Origin of the sequence: Myxococcus guangdongensis (genome assembly GCF_024198255.1) — a bacterium.
Lineage (GTDB): Bacteria > Myxococcota > Myxococcia > Myxococcales > Myxococcaceae > Myxococcus > Myxococcus guangdongensis.
Window position 1 is genome coordinate 202,281 of the sequence record NZ_JAJVKW010000015.1, and the last position, 18,018, is coordinate 220,298.

At 71.9% G+C, this 18,018-nt stretch carries 15 protein-coding genes; 4 read left to right on the forward strand and 11 right to left on the reverse strand.

Going from position 1 to position 18,018, the window contains the following annotated elements:
* Window positions 1-4: 4 nt before the first annotated feature.
* Window positions 5-1,360, reverse strand: a complete 1,356-nt coding sequence (locus LXT21_RS36170; protein WP_254042792.1) for a hypothetical protein — start codon at window positions 1,358-1,360, stop codon at window positions 5-7.
* A 119-nt stretch (window positions 1,361-1,479) separates the two neighbouring features.
* Between LXT21_RS36170 and LXT21_RS36175 the strand changes: the two genes are divergently transcribed.
* Both LXT21_RS36175 and LXT21_RS36180 read left to right on the forward strand, forming a co-directional pair.
* Window positions 1,480-2,955: an ABC transporter permease subunit gene (locus tag LXT21_RS36175; RefSeq protein WP_254042793.1), complete on the forward strand. Its 1,476-nt coding sequence runs from the start codon at window positions 1,480-1,482 to the stop codon at window positions 2,953-2,955.
* A gap of 8 nt (window positions 2,956-2,963) precedes the next feature.
* Entirely contained in the window at window positions 2,964-3,698 is a 735-nt protein-coding gene (locus tag LXT21_RS36180; protein WP_254042794.1) for an amino acid ABC transporter ATP-binding protein, read from the forward strand.
* A gap of 28 nt (window positions 3,699-3,726) precedes the next feature.
* Here the strand turns inward: LXT21_RS36180 and LXT21_RS36185 are convergent, their stop codons facing one another.
* The 4 genes from LXT21_RS36185 to LXT21_RS36200 are packed head-to-tail and all read right to left on the reverse strand — an operon-like array spanning window position 3,727 to window position 8,540.
* Entirely contained in the window at window positions 3,727-6,633 is a 2,907-nt protein-coding gene (locus tag LXT21_RS36185; RefSeq protein ID WP_254042795.1) for a CHAT domain-containing protein, read from the reverse strand.
* A 7-nt stretch (window positions 6,634-6,640) separates the two neighbouring features.
* A complete protein-coding gene (locus LXT21_RS36190) occupies window positions 6,641-7,189 on the reverse strand; it encodes a hypothetical protein (RefSeq protein ID WP_254042796.1) in 549 nt (182 codons plus the stop codon).
* A 32-nt stretch (window positions 7,190-7,221) separates the two neighbouring features.
* Window positions 7,222-7,959 carry a hypothetical protein gene (locus LXT21_RS36195; protein WP_254042797.1) on the reverse strand — a complete coding sequence of 246 codons (738 nt, stop codon included), beginning with the start codon at window positions 7,957-7,959 and terminating at the stop codon, window positions 7,222-7,224.
* A complete protein-coding gene (locus LXT21_RS36200; protein ID WP_254042798.1) occupies window positions 7,956-8,540 on the reverse strand; it encodes an RNA polymerase sigma factor in 585 nt (194 codons plus the stop codon). The genes LXT21_RS36195 and LXT21_RS36200 overlap by 4 nt, the downstream gene beginning before the upstream one ends.
* A gap of 532 nt (window positions 8,541-9,072) precedes the next feature.
* Between LXT21_RS36200 and LXT21_RS36205 the strand changes: the two genes are divergently transcribed.
* The gene (locus tag LXT21_RS36205) at window positions 9,073-10,326 is read left to right on the forward strand and encodes a sensor histidine kinase (RefSeq protein WP_254042799.1); all 1,254 of its coding nucleotides are present in this window, start codon (window positions 9,073-9,075) and stop codon (window positions 10,324-10,326) included.
* Here the strand turns inward: LXT21_RS36205 and LXT21_RS36210 are convergent.
* The 4 genes from LXT21_RS36210 to LXT21_RS36225 all read right to left on the reverse strand — a co-directional run bounded on the left by LXT21_RS36210 (window position 10,251) and on the right by LXT21_RS36225 (window position 14,769).
* Entirely contained in the window at window positions 10,251-10,781 is a 531-nt protein-coding gene (locus LXT21_RS36210) for a GNAT family N-acetyltransferase (RefSeq protein ID WP_254042800.1), read from the reverse strand. The two genes, LXT21_RS36205 and LXT21_RS36210, sit on opposite strands and share 76 nt — an antisense overlap.
* A 1-nt stretch (window position 10,782) precedes the next feature.
* Entirely contained in the window at window positions 10,783-11,655 is an 873-nt protein-coding gene (locus LXT21_RS36215) for a 5-oxoprolinase subunit C family protein (RefSeq protein WP_254042801.1), read from the reverse strand.
* Window positions 11,655-12,941, reverse strand: coding sequence for a LamB/YcsF family protein (locus LXT21_RS36220; RefSeq protein WP_254042802.1), 1,287 nt, complete (start codon window positions 12,939-12,941; stop codon window positions 11,655-11,657). Before LXT21_RS36220 ends, LXT21_RS36215 begins: the two co-directional genes overlap by 1 nt.
* A gap of 265 nt (window positions 12,942-13,206) precedes the next feature.
* Complete coding sequence (locus LXT21_RS36225) at window positions 13,207-14,769, reverse strand: c-type cytochrome (protein WP_254042803.1); 1,563 nt, start codon at window positions 14,767-14,769, stop codon at window positions 13,207-13,209.
* 153 nt (window positions 14,770-14,922) lie between these two features.
* Between LXT21_RS36225 and LXT21_RS36230 the strand changes: the two genes are divergently transcribed.
* Window positions 14,923-16,059 (forward strand): aminotransferase class V-fold PLP-dependent enzyme, encoded by a 1,137-nt coding sequence (locus LXT21_RS36230; RefSeq protein ID WP_254042804.1) that lies wholly within the window; start codon window positions 14,923-14,925, stop codon window positions 16,057-16,059.
* A gap of 7 nt (window positions 16,060-16,066) precedes the next feature.
* On the opposite strand, the gene cysK is transcribed toward LXT21_RS36230, so the two are convergent.
* On the reverse strand, window positions 16,067-16,990 hold the full coding sequence (gene cysK / locus LXT21_RS36235) for a cysteine synthase A (RefSeq protein WP_254042805.1): 924 nt from the start codon (window positions 16,988-16,990) through the stop codon (window positions 16,067-16,069).
* A 44-nt stretch (window positions 16,991-17,034) separates the two neighbouring features.
* Window positions 17,035-17,880 (reverse strand): serine O-acetyltransferase, encoded by an 846-nt coding sequence (locus tag LXT21_RS36240; RefSeq protein ID WP_254042806.1) that lies wholly within the window; start codon window positions 17,878-17,880, stop codon window positions 17,035-17,037.
* Window positions 17,881-18,018 lie beyond the last annotated feature (138 nt).

Consider the following 18,018-nt stretch of genomic DNA (forward strand, 5'->3'; position numbering starts at 1 on the left):
CGGCTCAGTTCGCGCGCGGCTGAGTGGCCGGCAGCGGGTACGTGGTGCCCGTCTTGCCGAACGGCGCGTCGAACAGGTGCGGGTCCGACTGGCGCGTGCGGAACAGGTCGATGATGTAGTCCATCCGCTGGTTCAGCTTGCTCCAGTCCTTGGCCGCGGTGCCCTTCAGGCTGTCGGGGCTGGAGTCCAGCTTGCCGAGCAGCGCGCGCAGCTCCGGGTTCTCGATGGAGCGCAGGTGCGGCGGGAAGAGCGTCGACTCCATGCCCGTGGGCGGCGGCAAATCATTGCCCAGCTTCAGCGCGCCACCCGGCACCGCCAGCTTCATCATGTGCTCGGTGGCCAGCCGGCGGAACACCGACGCCGTCACGTCCACCACGGGGTTGAGCGCCGCGTCCACCAGGCCCGTCTTCAGCGCGGCCTGACCCGCGAGCCGCGCGGGGAAGGGCAGCCCGTTGATGCCCGACTCGATGCTCTGCTTGAGGATATTGCGGAAGGTGTCGTGCACGGGCGAGTTGAGCGCCTTCTCCACGAAGCCCTGCAGCTGCGTCTGCTCGTGCAGGCCAATCTTGTCGTTGGCCAGCAGCATCAGCTCCGCCTTCTTGTTCGGGTCCTTCTCGAACATGGCCTTCGTGTAGTGACCGAAGGCCTCCTTCAGCACCGGCTTGTCCTTCGCGAAGCCGTCCAGGTACTTCTGCGCCTTCGCCGCGTCGTACGACGTGTCGCCCTGGAAGGTCTCGATGAAGCGGGCGAACTCCTGGCCCACCTCGTTGAACACGAACTTGTTGCCCTCCGCGATGGAGCCGCTGACGTTGTCGAGCGCCTCCTTGCCCGCGGCGGCGATGTCACCCAGCGGCAGCGCGGGCAGGCCCAGCTTGCGCAGCACGTCGTCCACCTTCTTCAGCGGACCGGCCATGTCCCCGGCCTTCTGCAGCGCGTCCGTGAGGAACTTGGGCATGTCCTCGTTGCGGATGCTCACGCCCGCCTGCTTCGAGGCCCAGGTCGCGAAGGTGGACCAGTTGGCGTTCTCCTTGCCCAGCATCTGTCCCAGCGCGTTGGACAGGTCCGAGTAGCCCTGCGTGATCGCGTAGTTGCGCGCCACCGGGTCCTGGATGGAGGAGATGGCCTTCACGTCCGCCACCGTGGGGTAGCTGCCCGGCGTCACCTGCGTGCCCTGGGGCGCGACGGGCGAGGTCAGCGCCACCACCGGCTTCTGGGGCGTGCCCACGTCGAAGCGGGACACGTCGCGGGCGTCACCGCGCGCCACCGGAGCCTGCGGCTTCACCTCGTTGCGAGGCGGGGGCGCTGCGGGAGTCTCGAGCGGGCGGGGCTGGACGCGGGGGCCGGCGATGGGGGTCTTCATGATGTGGAGGAAGTATCGCTCCGAGGAGGGCGGAAGTTGCGCGGCTGTCAGGGCTGGCCGAGCCCCTGCGGAAACCCTTGAAACGACAGGGAATCTTGTGCATGTGAGCGGTTCGAACCATGCCGCGCCACCGCCTCTGCTCCCTCTGGGCCCCCCTGCATGGGCGTGTCCTGTCCTGCCTCGCCTGGGGATTGCTGGTGCTCGTGGGGCTCGGCTGCGGCCGCCCGGAGGCTCCCGCCGACCGGAGCAACTGGGCGGGGAAGACGCTGCGCATCGGCACGGACGCGACCTACCCACCGTTCGAGTCCGTGAAGGACGGCGAGCTGGTGGGCTTCGACATCGAGCTGGGCGCGCTCATCGCAGAAGAGCTCGGCGCGAAGGTCGCGTGGACGAACACGTCCTTCGACGGCGTGTTCCCCGCGCTGATGGCCGGCAAGTTCGACCTGGTGATTTCGGCGGTGACCATCACGCCCGAGCGGCAGCAGCGGCTGGGCTTCTCCACTCCGTACTACACGGCGGGACAGCTGGTGGTGGTGCGCCAGGGCGACACGTCCGTCACCGGCATCGAGACGCTGCGCGGGAAGACGGCGGGCATCCAGATCAACACGAGCGCCTCGCTGGTGCTGGAGAAGTACCCGGACATCCAGGTGCGGCAGTACCCGAGCATCGACCTGGCGCTCCAGGACCTGCGCAACGGCAACCTCGCGGGCGTGGTGGGGGATGGGCCGACGCTGCGCTACTTCCTCGCCCACGGCTTCGAGGGCCTGCGCGCCGCGGGCGGGCTGCTCACCGAGGAGCACTACGGCATCGCGCTGCGACCGGATGACACCGCGCTGCGCGAGGCGGTGGACGGCGCGCTCCAGCGGCTGCGCGACAACGGGCAGTTCGCCGCGCTGGAGGAGCGCTACTTCGGCGAGGCGGCGCAGAAGGCCCAGGCCGCGCGAGCCGAGGTGCCCTGGGGCAAGGTGGCGTGGCGGCTGGCCCAGGGGCTGGGGCTGACGCTGGGGCTCACCCTGCTGGCGCTCGTGTCCGGGCTGCCGCTGGGGCTGGCGGTGGCGCTGGGGCGGCGCGTGCGCTTCCAGCCGCTGTCGTGGCTGTGCGCGGCCTACGTCGAGGGGCTTCGTGGAACGCCGCTGCTGGTGCAAATCATCTTCATCTACTACGCGCTGCCGCAGCTGCTCGGCGTGGACCTGGCGCCGATGCTGGCGGCGGTGCTGGCGCTGACGCTCAACAGCGCGGCGTATGTCGCGGAGATCTTCCGGGCGGGCATCGCCTCGGTGGACCCGGGGCAGGAGGAGGCGGCGCGGGCGCTGGGCCTGAGCCGCGCGCAGGTCATGCGCCACGTCATCCTGCCGCAGGCGGTGCGCAACGTGCTGCCGCCGCTGACGAACGAGGGCATCGCCCTGCTGAAGGACTCCTCGCTGGTGTCCATCATCGGCATGGCGGAGCTGACGCGGGCGGGGCAGGAGCTGGCGAGCCAACTGGCCGCGCCGCTCGCCGTCTGGCCGCTCGTGGCGTTGTTCTATCTCATGGCCACGCTGCCGCTGACGCGGCTGGCCTCGGCGCTCGAGAAGCGCCTCCACCGTCAGGCGTGAGGAAGGCCATGGCGCTCGTCGAGGTTCGCAATCTGCACAAGCGCTTCGGGACGCTGGAGGTCCTCAAGGGCGTGGACCTCTCCGTGCAGCCCGGAGAGGTGGTCGTCTTCGTCGGGCCCTCCGGCTGTGGCAAGTCCACGCTCCTGCGCTGTCTGTGCGGGCTGGAGGTGCCGTCGGAGGGTGACGTCGTCGTGGGTGGCACGCCCGTGCGCGATGACCCGCGCTCGCTCCAGGCGCTGCACCGCCGGGTGGGCATGGTGTTCCAGCGCTTCCACCTGTTTCCCCACCTGAGCGCGCTGGACAACGTGACGCTCGCGCCGCGCAGGGTGCTGGGGTTGTCGGACGCGGAGGCCGACGCGCTCGGCCGGCGCATGCTGGCGATGGTGCACCTGGACGCGCGCGCGGAGGCGTACCCGGCGCAGCTCTCCGGTGGACAGCAGCAGCGGGTGGCGATTGCGCGGGCGCTGGCGATGAAGCCGGAGCTGATGCTCTTCGACGAGCCGACGAGCGCGCTGGACCCGGAGCTGGTGGGCGAGGTGCTGGAGGTCATGCGGACGCTCGCGCGCGAGGGCATGACGATGTGCGTGGTGACGCACGAGATGGGCTTCGCGGCGGACGTCGCGCACCGCGTGCTGTTCATGGACGCGGGCAAGGTGGTGGAGGAGGGCAGTCCCCAGCAGGTGTTGCGCGAGCCCCAGCACCCGCGCACCCGTGAGTTCCTCGCGCGCCTGCTTCAGCGGTGAGGTGAGGGAGTCGCGGGACGGCCTGCGTTCATGAGGCGGCGCTCCGGAGGCGACGGGCCCGCCACCGCCACCCGAGCAGTCCCAGGAGGAGCACACCGGCGAGCCCCCCCGTTCCCAGCAGGAGGAGGTGGGAGGACAGGTGTTCCTCGCGAGGAGGTGTCACCGTGAGCGAGGCGTCTCCCAGCACGACGAGCCCCGCCCAGGCCGCGGCGGGCAGGCCGTCGTCGATGGCGTCGAGCTGCGCGCGCCTCAGGGCGGCCGAGCTGCTCAGGCCCTGGGCCAGGTATTCGTAGAAGCGCGCCACCAGGTCCGCGGCCTCGTCGTCGCGCAGGGGCCACAGGCTGGCCACCACCGCGCGCGAGCCCGCCTCGAAGAAGGCGCGGGACAGGCTGAGCACGCCCTCGCCCGCGAGCACCGCGCCGGAGGCGCTGCGACACGCCGACAGCACCACCAGCGCGCCCTGGAGGCTCAGCTCGGCGATTTCTCGCGGCTGCAGGATGCCGTCCTCCTGCTCGCTGCCCGGGGCGAGCACCAGCGCCGAGCGCTCGGGGGCCTCGGCGTCGACGACGGCGTGCGCCGCCATGTGCAACACCTTCATCCGGGTCAGGTCCGTGGTCTTGAGCGCGCGCTCGGAGGCCTCGGTGCCCGTGAGCAGCCGCGGCGTCACCTCCGTGTCCCGCAGGGCCTCCATCACCGCGTGTCCCTCGCGCCGGGCCTCGGGGAGCGCGCCCACCCGCGCGGCCTCGGTGAAGACCGTCATGCGCTCCTTCGAGACGGTGCGCGCGTCCGAGACGTGCACCCTCCGGTCCGGGTCCGCGAGCACCAGCGCCTCGCCTCCGGGCGCGCGCGCGGCGGCCTGGCGCCAGTGACGCCACAGGCTCGCGGAGGGCACCAGGGACAGCTCGTAGCGCGCGACGAGCGGCGGACCGTCCGCGTCCTGTCTCAGCGCGGCGAAGGGCAAGTCGTGCAGCGGCCCGTCCGGCACCAGCAGCAGGCGGCGCACGGTGGTGGGCAGCTCCGCGAGCGCGGGGCCGAGGAGCTGGGCGTACAGGGCCGCCGCCGCGTTCGTCTCGGAGCCGTCGCGCCGCTCGAGCAGGCCCGAGAACAACGCGACGGTGGGCGTCAGGCGCGCTCGCTCGGGGATGCGGTGCGCGCGCGTCCCGCCCCGCGTCACCGTCAGCACCCACGCGCCACCCGCGAAGTCCCCCCGTGTGTCCGTGTCGTCGCCCACCAGGAACGCCAGCAGGGCCTCGTCTTCGCCGAGCTCCTGCTCGATGCTCTCGAGCGAGGCGAACTCCCGGGCGCCCTGGCGCGGCGCGGGACGCAAATCCCGGTCGATGCGCTCCAGCTCCTGCAGCTCGCGCAGCGCCGCCTCCCGCTGCGCCAGGGTGCGCGTCGGCTCCAACAGCTTGCGCTGCACGGCCGTCAGGCGCCCGCGCACCTCGTCGCGCTGGGCCTTGTGCTTCGGCGTCTCCGCCACGGCCGCGAGCGCGTGCGAGGCCACGAGCGCGTCGAGCAGGCTCCGTGCCCGCATGCGCTCGCTCATGGCGAAGGCCCGGCTCAGCGCCTCACGCGGCGCTATCAGGAGGGGCTTCCCCGTCGCGCCGCCCGCCTCCAGCGTCCACCCCGCGAGCCGGTGGTAGTCACTCGCCCAGCTCGCGAACAGCTCCGCCTGGATGAGGGCGTCGCTCTGCGAGGCCCTCAGGGACTCCACTGCGTCGAGGGCGCGCTCGGCGTGCTCCAGCGCCATGGGGAGCGCCTGGGTCAGGTACGCCACCTGCGCGCGCCCCCGCAGGGCCAGGGCGAGAATCAGCGGGTCCGGGACGCCGAGCGCCAGCTGGATGGACGCCTCCGAGTCCTGGATGGCGCCGGCGGGGTCGACGTGGGCCTTGCGCTCCGCGCGGGTCCACAGACACGCAATCTTCCGCTCATCCGAGGCCAGCTCCTCCGCGATGCGCATGCACTCACGCAGCAGCTCCTCGGCCTCGCGCTGCTCCTCGGGGCCGTCGCCGAGCAGGTCGGCGATGAGCCGCAGCGCCTTCACCTCGAGCTGCTGGACGCCCGCGTTGCGCGAGGCGACCAGGGCCTCCCGGGCCATTCGCAGGGCCTGGGCCCGCGTCTCGGGCTCCCGGTCGCGCAGATGCCTGCGCGTCATGAGGTTGGCGAGGGCGTGTCGCGCGCGCGCCTCGGAGAACAGGTCCCGCGAGCTTCGCGCCACCTCCGCCAGTCGGACCGAGGCCTCCGTCGCCTCCTCCAGCCACCCCAGCCGCTCGCTGATGGAGTGGAGCAGCGTCAGGTATTGCTTCTGCAGTCCTGGAGCGCCGTCGGGGAAGGTGAGCGGCTCGGCGCGCTTGAGCACGCGGAAGGCGCGGCCCAGGTCGTGCTCCACGTCGTGCAGGTGGCTGGCCTCGACGATGAGCGCGCGGGCGAGCAGGTCGGGCTTGCCCGAGGCGCGCGCCACCTCTCCCACGCGGTGTGTCCAGGACAGGGCCTCCTCGGTGCGCCGCTGCTTCAACAGGATGGAGCGCAGGTTGGTGGACGCCAGCACCTCGCCCTCCGCGTCCCCCCGCGCGTGGAAGAGGTCCACCGCGCGCAGGTAGGCCACCTCGGCGGCCTTGCGGTCCGACAGGAACTCCACGTGTCCCAGCACCAGGGCGAGCCACCCGTTCTCGGGGTGCTGCTTCCCCAGCGCCATCAGCGCCCGGCGGACGGTGTCGCGCGCCTGGGGCACCTGCGCGCACTCGTAGAAGCACATCACCGTCGCCAGGTCCTCGGGACGGGCCGCGAAGCGCTCCTGGCAGTCGACGAGGGTGGGCGCGGGGGCTCGCGCGTCCTGCGCGGCGGACGCGATGACCGGACACACGACGAGCAGCATCCCCACCAGGAAGGTGAGGAGGTGCTCGGTGGCGCGCCGGAGCCATCGCGTCAGGGGCATCTCATCCTTACGGGGCCGCGCGGACCTGCGGCGTGGGCGGGTCGTCGGGAACGCAGACGCGAATCGTGGTGGGGCCGTCAGGGCGGTCCGGCTCCGGCATGATGGGGACCAGCTCCCAGTGACATGTCTGCGGGCCGCTGAACGCCGTCGCTCGGGTGGGGTTCCAGCGCTCCACGGTGAGGAGGGCCACGGAGAGCTGCGGCCCACTCTTGGGCGCGAACGCGCGTCCGTACACGGGGCCGCTCACCGAGGGCCGGTACATGAGCCGCAGCGGCGCGTCCGGCCCCACCGTCCCCTGGGTCTGCGCCAGCACCACGCCCGTGTTCGCGTCGACGACCTGGAGCACCACGGACTGGCTCGCCCCGGTGCGCGCCGCGTTCTCCACCACGGAGAACAGCACCGTGTCGCCCCCTTCACCCCGGATGGAAGGCGTCCTGCCGCTCGTGTACGTCGTCGCTTGCCCCCAGGCCTGCGTGGACAGGCCACACGCCAGCGCCAACGTCAGCAGCCCTCCGTGAATCCAGCGTCGCGTCGTCATCACTCTCTCCGTCGTCATGAGGTCTTCTCCAGGTGCTCGACACCGCGACTTCAGTCCACGCGGTTGACGAACGTGGCGCTCCTGAGCACCTGTCCGTCCGGCAACCGCGCCTCCACCTGCCACAGCAACTTCGTGCCCGCCTCCAGCGGCGCGAGCACCGCCTCCGGCACGCGGTACTCGCTCTTCTCCAGCGAGTCCGCGCGGTGGACCCAGCGCAGGTCCTCGGTGGACAACCGCACCGACCAGCGCGTCCCCTCGGCTCCGCCGCTCCAACGCAGGACGCAGTCATTCCTTCGCAGCGCCGCGTCCTCGGGCACGCGCGAGACGAGCCCCGCGGTGTCCTGGCCCCGCAGGTTCGGCGCGTCGGAGTCCTCAGGGAGCTTGACGGCCACCACCACCAGCACCAGCGCCGCGGTGGCCACCGCGCCCCACAGGGGCCGGCTCCATGCGAAGCGGAACCGTCGCTCGTCGCGCGACGCCCCGCCGCTCCCGCGGGCCCGGGAGCCCCGCAGGTCCTCCCGCTCATCGGAGGAGGATTGGCGGGAGGCGCGGTTCAGCTCGTGCGCCAGTCGCCACGCCGCGGCCCAGGCGGGGTCGGCCGCCACGCGCTCCACCACGGCCCTGCGCTCCTCGGCGGGCAGCTCCCCGCTCACCGCGCGCCAGATGAGGTCCGGGTCCACGGGCGAGCCCGCCTCCTCGGCCGCGTCCTCGCCTCGCACCACGGCGCGCAGGCGCTCGACGGTGGCCTCCTCGGGAACCGCGGTGTCGTCGCGTCGGTGTTCGCTCACGGCTCGAATCCCTTCGCGGAGAGGCAGGCGCGCAGGCCGCTCAGTCCGCGGTAGACGAGGTTCTCGGTACGCTTCCCATCCCAGCCCAGCAGCGCCGCGGCCTCCGGGACGGTGTGGCCCTGCAGGTACAGCGTCACCGCCAGCCGTCGGTCCTGCACCAGCCGCTTGAGGCAGTCGCGCACCGCGCGGGCAATCTGCGAGGAGCCCGCGGAGCGCTCCGGGTCACCCGAGGCCACCGGCGACTCGGGCAGCGCCTCCACCTCCTCCAGCGCCACCTCCTTGCGCCGCTGCACCCCGCGCAGCTCGTCCACCAGCGCGGTGTACGCGACGCGGTACAGGTACGCCGGGGCCAGCTTCGAGCGCTCGGGCTCGCGCCGCTGCAGCTCCATGACGCGCATCATCGCCGTCTGCACCAAATCGTCGCGCCGCTCGGCCAGCCGGGGAGGGCACACCCGCGCGACGGCGTGGGTCAAATCCCTTCGGAGCTTCTCCAGCTCGTCATCGAGCAGAGCGCCCGCGGTCTGGGTCGGTCTCTGTCGCGGCTCCACGTGGACCATCCTCCGGGGAAAGGTCATGGTCATCGAAAGGCTCCTGCCGCGGCAAGCACGGCGGGGACGCGCGCGAGATGGTGCTCACGGCGCAAGGGCTCGCCGTCCTGGCGCGGCGCGGCGTCTGGCGTCGGGGGCCTGCGTCGGGCGACGTCCTGAAGCGATGACACGGGGAGCCTCGTGGAGGGGGCGCTCGGTCGTCGTCATGACGGGCCGGGATGCGCACCTGTCCCCTGAACGAAACCCCCGCTTTTTTCCCCTCACCCAGGCGCTCGTTTTTTCAGGCCGGCGTCGCGGACGCTCCCGGGGTCGAGCGCGGTTGCAATTTTTTCCGTTCACGTGGGAACGAGGGGTGTGGAAGGGTGTCGACACGTGGGCAGAGTCGCAGGCTCGAATCCGGCGAGGCGGTCGACTCACGTGGTTCTGGAGATGGCGGGTCTCTATATCTCCGGGAAGGGCGGATGGAGGCAGGTCGCCAGGTTGCTGTCCTGGCGGGCGTGGCGAGCGAATGAACGTCCTTCTTTTCGGGTGTGTTGGCTGAGTCTTGCTCCCAGGGAGGTCGTCCTTGAGAAGGTTTCAGGAACGTTTGCCACTCGAGGCGCTGACATTCGATGACGCGCTGGTGTTGTTGGAAGTGGTGCAGGAGTTGTCGCATCTGAGGGAGCTGGAGGACGTGATGGCGCTGGTGCGCCGCGCGGCCCGACAGCTCAGCGGCGCCGATGGCGTCACCTTCGTGCTGCGCGAAGGGGACCAGGTCCACTACGCGGACGAGGAGGCCATCGCGCCCTTGTGGAAGGGCCGGCGCTTCCCCATCCACGCGTGCATCTCCGGTTGGGCCATCCTCCATGGCGAGGCGGCGGTCATCGAGGACATCTACGCGGACGAGCGCATCCCGCATGACGTCTACCGTGCCACCTTCGTGAAGAGCCTGGTCATGGTGCCCGTGCGCCGCGCGGACCCGGTGGGCGCCATCGGCGCGTACTGGGCGGAGCGCCGCGTGCCGGGCGCGCGCGAGGTGGCGCTGCTCCAGGCGCTCGCGGACTCCGCCGCCGTCGCGGTGGACAACGGGCGGCTGTACGACGCGGAGCGCCGCGCGCGCAAGGCCGCGGAGTCGGAGACGCGCCTTCGCGGTGAGCTGTTGGCGATGGTGTCCCACGATTTGCGCAACCCGCTGGGCGTCATCACGATGACGACGTCGCTGCTCGCGCCGCTGCTGGCCCCGCTCAACGGGCGCGCGCGCCATCACCTGGACACGCTCAACCGCTCCTCGCTGCGCATGGAGCGGCTCATCCATGACCTGCTGGACTTCGCGGCCATCGAGGGCGGTGGCTTCCGCGTGAGCCAGGAGTCGATGGCGCTCTCGCGGCTGTTGGAGCAGGCCTCGGAGCTGAGCCCCCTGGCGCAGGAGCGGGGCATCGGCCTGGAGCTGCGCCCCCACGCGCAGGACATCGAGGTGTGGTGTGATCCAGACCGCATCCACCAGGTGTTCTCCAACCTGGTGGGCAACGCCGTGCGCTTCACGCCCGCGGGGGGCCGAATCACGGTGATGGCGGAGGTGCGCGAGAACCGCGTCGAGGTGAGCGTGGAGGACACGGGCGCGGGCATCTCCCCGGAGCTCCTGCCCGTCCTGTTCGACCGGTTCCAGCGCCCCACGACGCGCGCGCCGGGCAGCGGCGTGGGCCTGGGGCTCTCCATCACCCGGGGCATCGTCGAGGCCCACGGCGGCACCGTCAGCGTGCGCAGTCAGCTGGGCCTGGGGACGACGTTCACCTTCTCGCTCCCCACGGACGCCCCGGGTCCGGCGGGGCCGCGCTCGTAGCGCTCGTCGCTCACGCCGTGGAACCCCAGGGCTCGCGCCAGCCGGATGGCCGCGCGGTTCTGGGGCCGGGTGAGCGCGAACAGCCGCTTCAGGCCGAGCGTGGTGAAGCCGAAGGTGATGAGCGCCTGGGAGGCCTCGTGCGCGTAGCCGTGTCCCCAGAACGCCGGGTCCAGCTCGCAGCCGTACTCCGCGACGGTGTCCCCGGCGGACGCCTTGCGCACCCCGCAGGTGCCGATGACGCGGCCCTCCAGGGTGATGGCGAGCTGGTACTTCGCGCGGGGCTCCTCGTGGGCCCACTGGGACAGCATCTCCACGAAGGCGCGCACGTCGTCCTCGGTGGGCGGCGGGCGGTCGTCGTGCTCGAGGTAGGCGGGCTTGGATTGATACGCGAGGACGCTCGGGGTGTCCTCGCGCGTGAAGTCCCGGAGGACGAGCCGGGGGGTGCGCAGCTCCATGTCAGGGCTCCGCGTGGAAGCGCTGCATGTGCTCTCGCCAGGCCTCGCGGGCCTCGTGCGGGCTCACCGCCTGGAACTCGACGGACGTGCCGGCGCGCCGGGCGCCCAGCCGTCCCCAGTCCGCGCGGATGACGGTGGCGATGACGGGATAGCCACCCGTGGTGGGGTGGTCGGGGCCGAGGACGATGGGCTCACCGGACAGCGTCACCTGGATGGCGCCACGCACCATGGGGCGGGAGGTCCTCGCGCCTTCATCGCCGTGCGCGAGCGCGGGCCCCTGCAGCCGCATGCCCACGCGGTCGCTCGCGCTGGACACCGTGAAGGTGCCGCCCAGCAGCGAGGCCGCCATCAGCGAATCGAAGTGGCGCGTGTCGGGGCCCAGCGTCAGGCGGATGGGCCCCGACTCCTCCCAAGGGCCCTCCACGGGCATCGCGAGCGAGAGTGCATCACCGACGGGCAGTGAGTCTCCGGGGCGCAGCATCCGCCCCTCGTGGCCTCCCAGCCGCGCCACCAGCAGCGTGCCGCGGCCGCCGAGCACCACCGGCACGTCCACGCCGCCGGCCACCGCGAGGTAGCTGACGCTGGCGCGCTCGGAGGCGGGGACGCGGAGGACCTCGCCCTCGTCGAGGGCATGGGGCTCGCGGCCATCCACCGAGAGGCGCAGCGGAGCGCCGCGTGCGCGCAGCTCCAGCGCGCCCAGGCACTCCAGCGCGGCGGCGTCCCAGCGGTTGCCCACCGCGCGGTTGGCCTGCGCCAGCAGCTCCGGCACCATCGCTCCGCCGGGAGGCACGCCATGGTGCATCTGTCCGGGCCTGCCGCCGTCCTGCACGGTGGCGGGGGCTCGCATCGCGGTGAGTTCCAACCAGCCCGCCATCAGTCCACCCGCTCGAAGCGCACCCTGTCACCGAGTTGCAGTACCGCGCCCCGGTCCGGGTGGAAGGCCGTGAAGTCCAGCGCCGTGCCAATCAGGTTCCAGCCGCCGGGGGACGCGAACGGGTACACGCCCGTGCGTCCTCCGGCGATGCCCACCGCGAGCGCCGGCACGCGCGTGCGCGGCGTGGGCAGCCGAGGCACGACGATGCGTGGGTCCAGCTCGCCCAGGTACGCGAAGCCGGGCAGGAAGCCCACGCAGCGCACCGTGTACTCGCGCGCGGTGTGGAGCCGGGCCACGTCGTCGACCAGGAGGCCCGTCCGCTCGGAGACCTTCGCCAGGTCGGGCCCGTCGTAGCGCACGCGCAGCGTGACGAGCGTGGACGCGGACGTGGCCCGCGGCGCTCCCAGCCATCGGGCGAGCGCGAGTCGCGGCTCCGAGGGCGGCGCCGCGGGGTCGAAGTACACGCACGCGTGCTCCTCGGTGACGACGGCGTCCATCACGCCTTCGAGCGCATGCAACACGTCGCGCGCGGCGCGCCGCTCGATGCCCGCGGGGAGCACCATGCGCAGCGCGCCGTCACCCAGGGCCTCCAGTGGCAGCGCGAGGGCCTCCAGCGTGGTGCGCACCTCGCGGGCCAGCGCCACCGCGCCGGGGGTGTCGCCGTGAACGCACACGGTGTCGACGCCGCCGCCCGTCACCAGCCGCGCGGTGTTGTCGCGGGCCTTCGCCAGGTCGGTGAGCACGGCGCCGGGCTGGCCGCGTGGAATCAGGGAGCCATCCGGGAGGGTGCCTCGGTCGGCGAAGCCCTCGCGCGCGTGGCACAGGCCGGCGTCCGTCGCCGCGTCCGCGAGCGCGCCCGTGGGAGGTCCGATGAGGGTGACGCCGGTGCCCAGCGCGTCGACGATGCCCTCCACCACGGCGCGGGCGAGCGCGGGTGAGGCATTGGCCGCGTGGTAGAGCGCGCCGTGGGGCTTGGCGTAGCCGACGGGGAGGCGCTCCTCGCGGGCGAGGCGGGCGAGGCGGGCGCACTGGTGGGCCACCTGTTGACGGAGCACCTCGGGTGTCACGTCGAGCGTGCGGCGTCCGAAGCCCTCCCGGTCCTCGTAGGACGGATGCGCGCAGGCGCGGGTGCCATGCCGGGCGCACAGGGCGAGCGCGCGGCGCATGGAGGCCTCGTCGCCCGCGTGGGCACCGCAGGCGATGTTGGCCACGTGGGCGAGCGCGTAGAGCCGCTCATCCTCGTCGGGCAGCTCACCCAGGTCGATGTTGAGGAGGCACTCCGTCATGCGTCCACGCTATGCGAGCCGCGTCCGGGACGCAGCCCTTCGTCCGAGAAGCGGAGCGAGGACTTGGGAAGATTACACACGCCACCCCGGGGCAGGGGCCGGATGGCACCGGGGTGGCGCGTGCCCCGGTGTTGTCGAAAGACACCCCGAGGAACTTCCAACCCAGATACGTGGGGGCGTGCTTTCTCGGGTCATTTCGCGCGAATTATGCCGCGCGGGTGGCACGCGGGGCGTGAGGCGGCTTCGCCGCGCGTCGGAGTGGGCTTCAGTGGGCGGCGGGCTTCAGCGTCGCGGGGCCGCCGGACTTCACCCAGCGGACCAGGGCCAGCGCGGTGCGCTCGTCCAGGAGGTCCGCGTACGTGGGCATGGGCGTGCCGGGCTGGAACTGCTCCGGGTTGCGCACCCAGCGCACCAGGTCCGCGTCCGAGCGGCGCGACGCGCGGGCAATCTGCTCGTGGTAGCGGGCGCCGGGCGCGTGGCAGCCCGCGCAGCCCAGCTGCGTGAAGAGCTTGGGCGCGTCCACCTTCGGCGCCGCGGGGCGAGGCCTGCGGGGCGCGGGGCTCGACGCCACCGGCGTGGCGGCGGGAGGCTGCGTGCCCGCGACGGGGGCCGAGGCCACCTCGGCGGGCGAGCCGTGAGCCGCCGTGCCCGCCACGGTGGTGGCCGAGCCATGAGGCGCTGAGTTCGCAGGGGTGTTCGAGGCCACGGGGGAGGTCGAGCCGTGCGGCGCCGTGCCCGTTGCCGCGCCAGGGGTCGACGCGGGAGCCGTCGGCCCTGTCCCCGTCGTGGTGGCCGACGCCGCCTCCGCCACGGTCGTCGACCCGGAGCCGTCATCGGACTCCGCAGCATCCTCCGCGCCCGCGCCATCGAGCTTCGTCACCCACGTGGGGCGCACGGACGTGGCGGTCAGCCGGGGACGAGCACCGTCCACATCGTTCTTCTTGAGCGGCACCGAGCGCAGATAGTCATAGAGCGCCTGCGCCTCCACCGCGTCCATTCCCCGGAAGCGGGGCATGGGCGAGCGCAGCGCGGACCCATCCGGCGCGAGGCCGTCCCTCACCGCGCGGGTGAAGTCCTCCAGCGTCCAGTGCGCGAGCCCCGTCCCGTGGAAGGTGAGGTTGCTCGACTCGACGTCCTGCCCCTCGGGGTCCTTGAACGACATGCCACCGGAGAAGACATCGTCGCCCTCCGTCTTGCGCGGGCTGAAGCCCGGCGTATGACAGGACGCGCAATCATAGACGTCATGCGCCATGTAGCGGCCGTACTCCAGCGTGGCCGCCTTCTCCGGCACGGGGATGCCCAGGGGCGGACGGGGGATGGGCTCGTTGCCGGTGATGACGCGGAAGCCCAGCCCCCCGAAGAAGCTGAACTCGGAGCGGGGCGCGGGCGTGGGGTCCGGCGTGAAGAGCGGATGTCCCGAGCGCAGGAACCCGAGCACCGCCGCCAGGTCCTTGTCCCCCATCCCATAGCTGGGCATCACCATCAGCCGTCCGTCCCGGCTCACCGCGTAACGGATGACGCGCGCCAGCTCCTCGTCCGTCGCGGAGCCGATGCCCGCCGTGGGATGTGACGTCAGGTTGGAGGCGTGGAACTTCCCCATGTACGACGGCAGCTCGTGCAGGGGCGCGCCCGAGGCCGTCTCGTTGTCGCCGCCGCGATGACACGACTCGCAGCTCGCGTGGAAGATGGCGGCGCCGCGAGCGACCGCCGCGGGCGAGGTGTCCGCCTGGAGCTTGGGGTAGGGCGCCTTGACGGTGCCGGCACAGCCGGCCAGCAACACGCTCGCCAACACCATGCTCCTCACGACACCGCGAACCTCGCGTCGCATGCGCAGCCCTCTCTCCTGAAACCGGGGCCCGATGTTTATCCCATCCACCCACCGTCCCGGGAGGGGGGCTCCTGCTCGCGGGTGAACGCGCAGCTCCTTGGAGTGTCAACGTCATCCGCCCGGCTGGCCGGACTCCTGGCTAGACTCACGCGCATGACGCGCCCGCTCGAGTCCTACCGTGCCCTGTTCCCCGTGCTGCAGGAGCAGCTCTATTTCAATCACGCGGGAGTGGCCCCCACCAGCCTGCGCGCCGCCGAGGCCGTGCGCGGGTGGATGGAGGACCTGGTCCACCATGGCATCCGCCACGAGCGGGGCTGGGAGGCCCACTGCGAGCGCATCCGCGCCCTGGCCGCCCGCCTCCTGAACGCGGAGCTAGGCGAGATGGCCTTCGTGCGCAACACCAGCCATGGCCTGGGGCTCGTCGCGGAGGGCCTCGACTGGAAGCCCGGGGACGAGGTGGCCGTGGCCACGTCGCTGGAGTACCCCTCCAATGTCTATCCCTGGCAACACCTGGCGGACCGGGGCGTGGTGGTGCGGGAAATCCAGGCGCCGTCCGGCGGCGTCACGGTGGAGGCCGTGGCCCAGGCGCTCACCCCACGCACGAAGCTGGTGGCGGTGTCCTCCGTGCAGTTCGCCACCGGCGTGCGCACGGACCTGGAGGCGGTGGGCGCGCTGTGCGAGAAGGCCGGCGTCCTGTTCTGCGTGGACGCCATCCAGAGCGTCGGCTGTGTCCCCGTGGACGTGAAGAAGTGTCGCATCCACTTCCTCAGCGCGGACAGTCACAAGTGGATGCTCGGCATCTCCGGCATCGGCGTGTTGTACGTGGCGAAGGAGGTGCTGCCGAGGGTGCGCCCCGTGCTCGTGGGGTGGCGCAGCACCACGGACGCGTGGAACTTCAACCGCACCCACTTCGAGCTGCGCCCGGACGCTGGCAAGTTCGAGGAGGGCAGCGCCTCCTACCCCGGCCTCTACGCGCTGGGCGCCGCGCTGGAGCTGCTCCAGGAGGTGGGCGTGGAGAACATCGAGGCGCGCATCAAGGAGCTGCTCGCGCGCCTGGAGAAGGGCCTCGTCGAGCTGGGCTGCGAGGTGGGGCCCACGCCGGCGCTGCGCGCGGGCATCCTCACCTTCCTGCCACCCGGGGCCGACGTGCGGGCGCTCGGCGCGTACCTGGCCGAGCACCACGTCGCCCACTCCGTGCGCCGGGGCCGCATCCGGCTGTCCCCCCACTTCTACAACCTGCCGGAGGAGATGGACCGGCTGGTGGAGCTGGTGAAGGGCTACGGCGGCTGAATCGCGCCTACTGCTGCGCGGGGAAGAGCGTCTCGATGGAGAGGTAGCGCTCGCCGGTGTCGTAGCAGAAGCACAGCACGCGGCTGCCGTCGGGCATCTCGCCCAGCTTCTGATTCACGGCGGCCAGCGCGGCGCCGGAGGAGATGCCCACGAAGATGCCCTCCTCGCGCGCGGAGCGGCGGGTGAACTCGGCGGCGTCCTCCTCGTTCACCTGGATGGCGCCGTCGAGGGCGTTGGTGTGCAGGTTCTTGGGGATGAAGCCCGCGCCGATGCCCTGGATGGGGTGGGGGCCGGGCTGGCCGCCGCTGATGACGGGCGACTTGGTGGGCTCCACCGCGAACACCTTCAGCTTGGGCCAGTGCTGCTTGAGCACCTCGGCGCAGCCGGTGATGTGGCCGCCCGTGCCCACGCCCGTAATCAGGTAGTCGAGCCCGTCCGGGAAGTCCTTCAGGATTTCCTGCGCGGTGGTGCGCTTGTGCACCTCGATGTTGGCCTCGTTCTCGAACTGCTGGGGCATCCACGCGTCGGGCACCTGTTCGACGAGCTCCTTGGCGCGGGCGATGGCGCCCTTCATGCCCTGCGCGCGCGGGGTGAGCTCGAACGTGGCGCCGTAGGCGGACATGAGGCGGCGGCGCTCGATGCTCATCGAGTCCGGCATGACGAGCACCAGCTTGTAGCCCTTCACCGCGGCCACCATGGCCAGGCCGATGCCGGTGTTGCCGCTGGTGGGCTCGATGATGATGCTGCTCTTCTTGAGGATGCCGCGCTTCTCCGCGTCCTCAATCATGGCGAGCGCGATGCGGTCCTTGATGCTGCCGCCGGGGTTGGCGCGCTCGAGCTTCATGTGGACCGTGACGCGAGACGGAAACAGCCGGTTGATACGCACGTGCGGCGTGTTGCCGATGGTCTCCAGGATGTTGTTCGCCTTCATGTCGGGCCTCGTCGGGGGCTGCGCGGTGGGTGCTTCGGGAGCGTTCAGATGTGGAACTCGATGGCGTCCATGGCGCCGTCGGCCCCACGGGGGCGAATCTCGCTGCGGCGGGTGACGACGGAGTTGGGGGGGATGGTCTGCGTGAGCCACGCGTTGCCGGCGACGATGCTGCCTCGCCCCACCACCGTCTCCCCGCCGAGGATGGTGGCGTTGGCGTACACCACCACGTCGTCCTCGAGCGTGGGGTGGCGCTTCTTGTCGGCCAGGGCCTTCTCCACCATGAGCGCGCCCAGCGTGACGCCCTGGTAGACGGTGACGTTGTTGCCGATGAGCGTCGTCTCGCCGATGACCACGCCCGTGCCGTGGTCGATGACGAACCTGCGGCCGATGGTGGCGCCCGGGTGGATGTCCACGCCGGTGCGCTGGTGCGCGTGCTCGGTGAGCAGCCGCGGCAGCAGCGGGAAGCCGAGCACGTGCAGTGCGTTGGCCACGCGGAAGATGGCGATGGCGAGGAAGCCCGGGTACGTGAGGATGACCTCGTCCACGGAGCGCGCGGCGGGGTCGGCCTCGAAGATGGCCTGCGAGTCCTGTCGCAGCCAGTCGTAGAGCTCCGGCAGCCGCTCCATGAAGCGGGTGGGGATGCTGGCGTTGATGTCGGGGTAGAGCGGGGCGAGCGTCTCGCGCAGGCGGTGGAGGCTGGCCTCCACGGTGGTGACGTCCCGGCGCACGGCGGCGGCGGTACACTCCAGGCGCTCGGCGAAGTGGGGGAACAGCAGTCCGAGCACCTGTCCGACGAACTCGGGAGCCGCCCGCCGCACGTCGGGGGGGAAGCAGTGGCGCTGTCGGGCCTCCAGCAGCGCGGCGACCAGCCTGGCGTTTGAGTCTTCCATGAACCTCCCCCTTTTAATGCGGTGCGTGGTGACCGCGCACCAGGGGATCTCCCGATTCGGCGCTGGGGCGAATGCCAGTGGACAGGGGCGCTGCCCCGGCTGGTCCCCGGACGGGGGGCTGGGGGGCCTTGGCGCCTG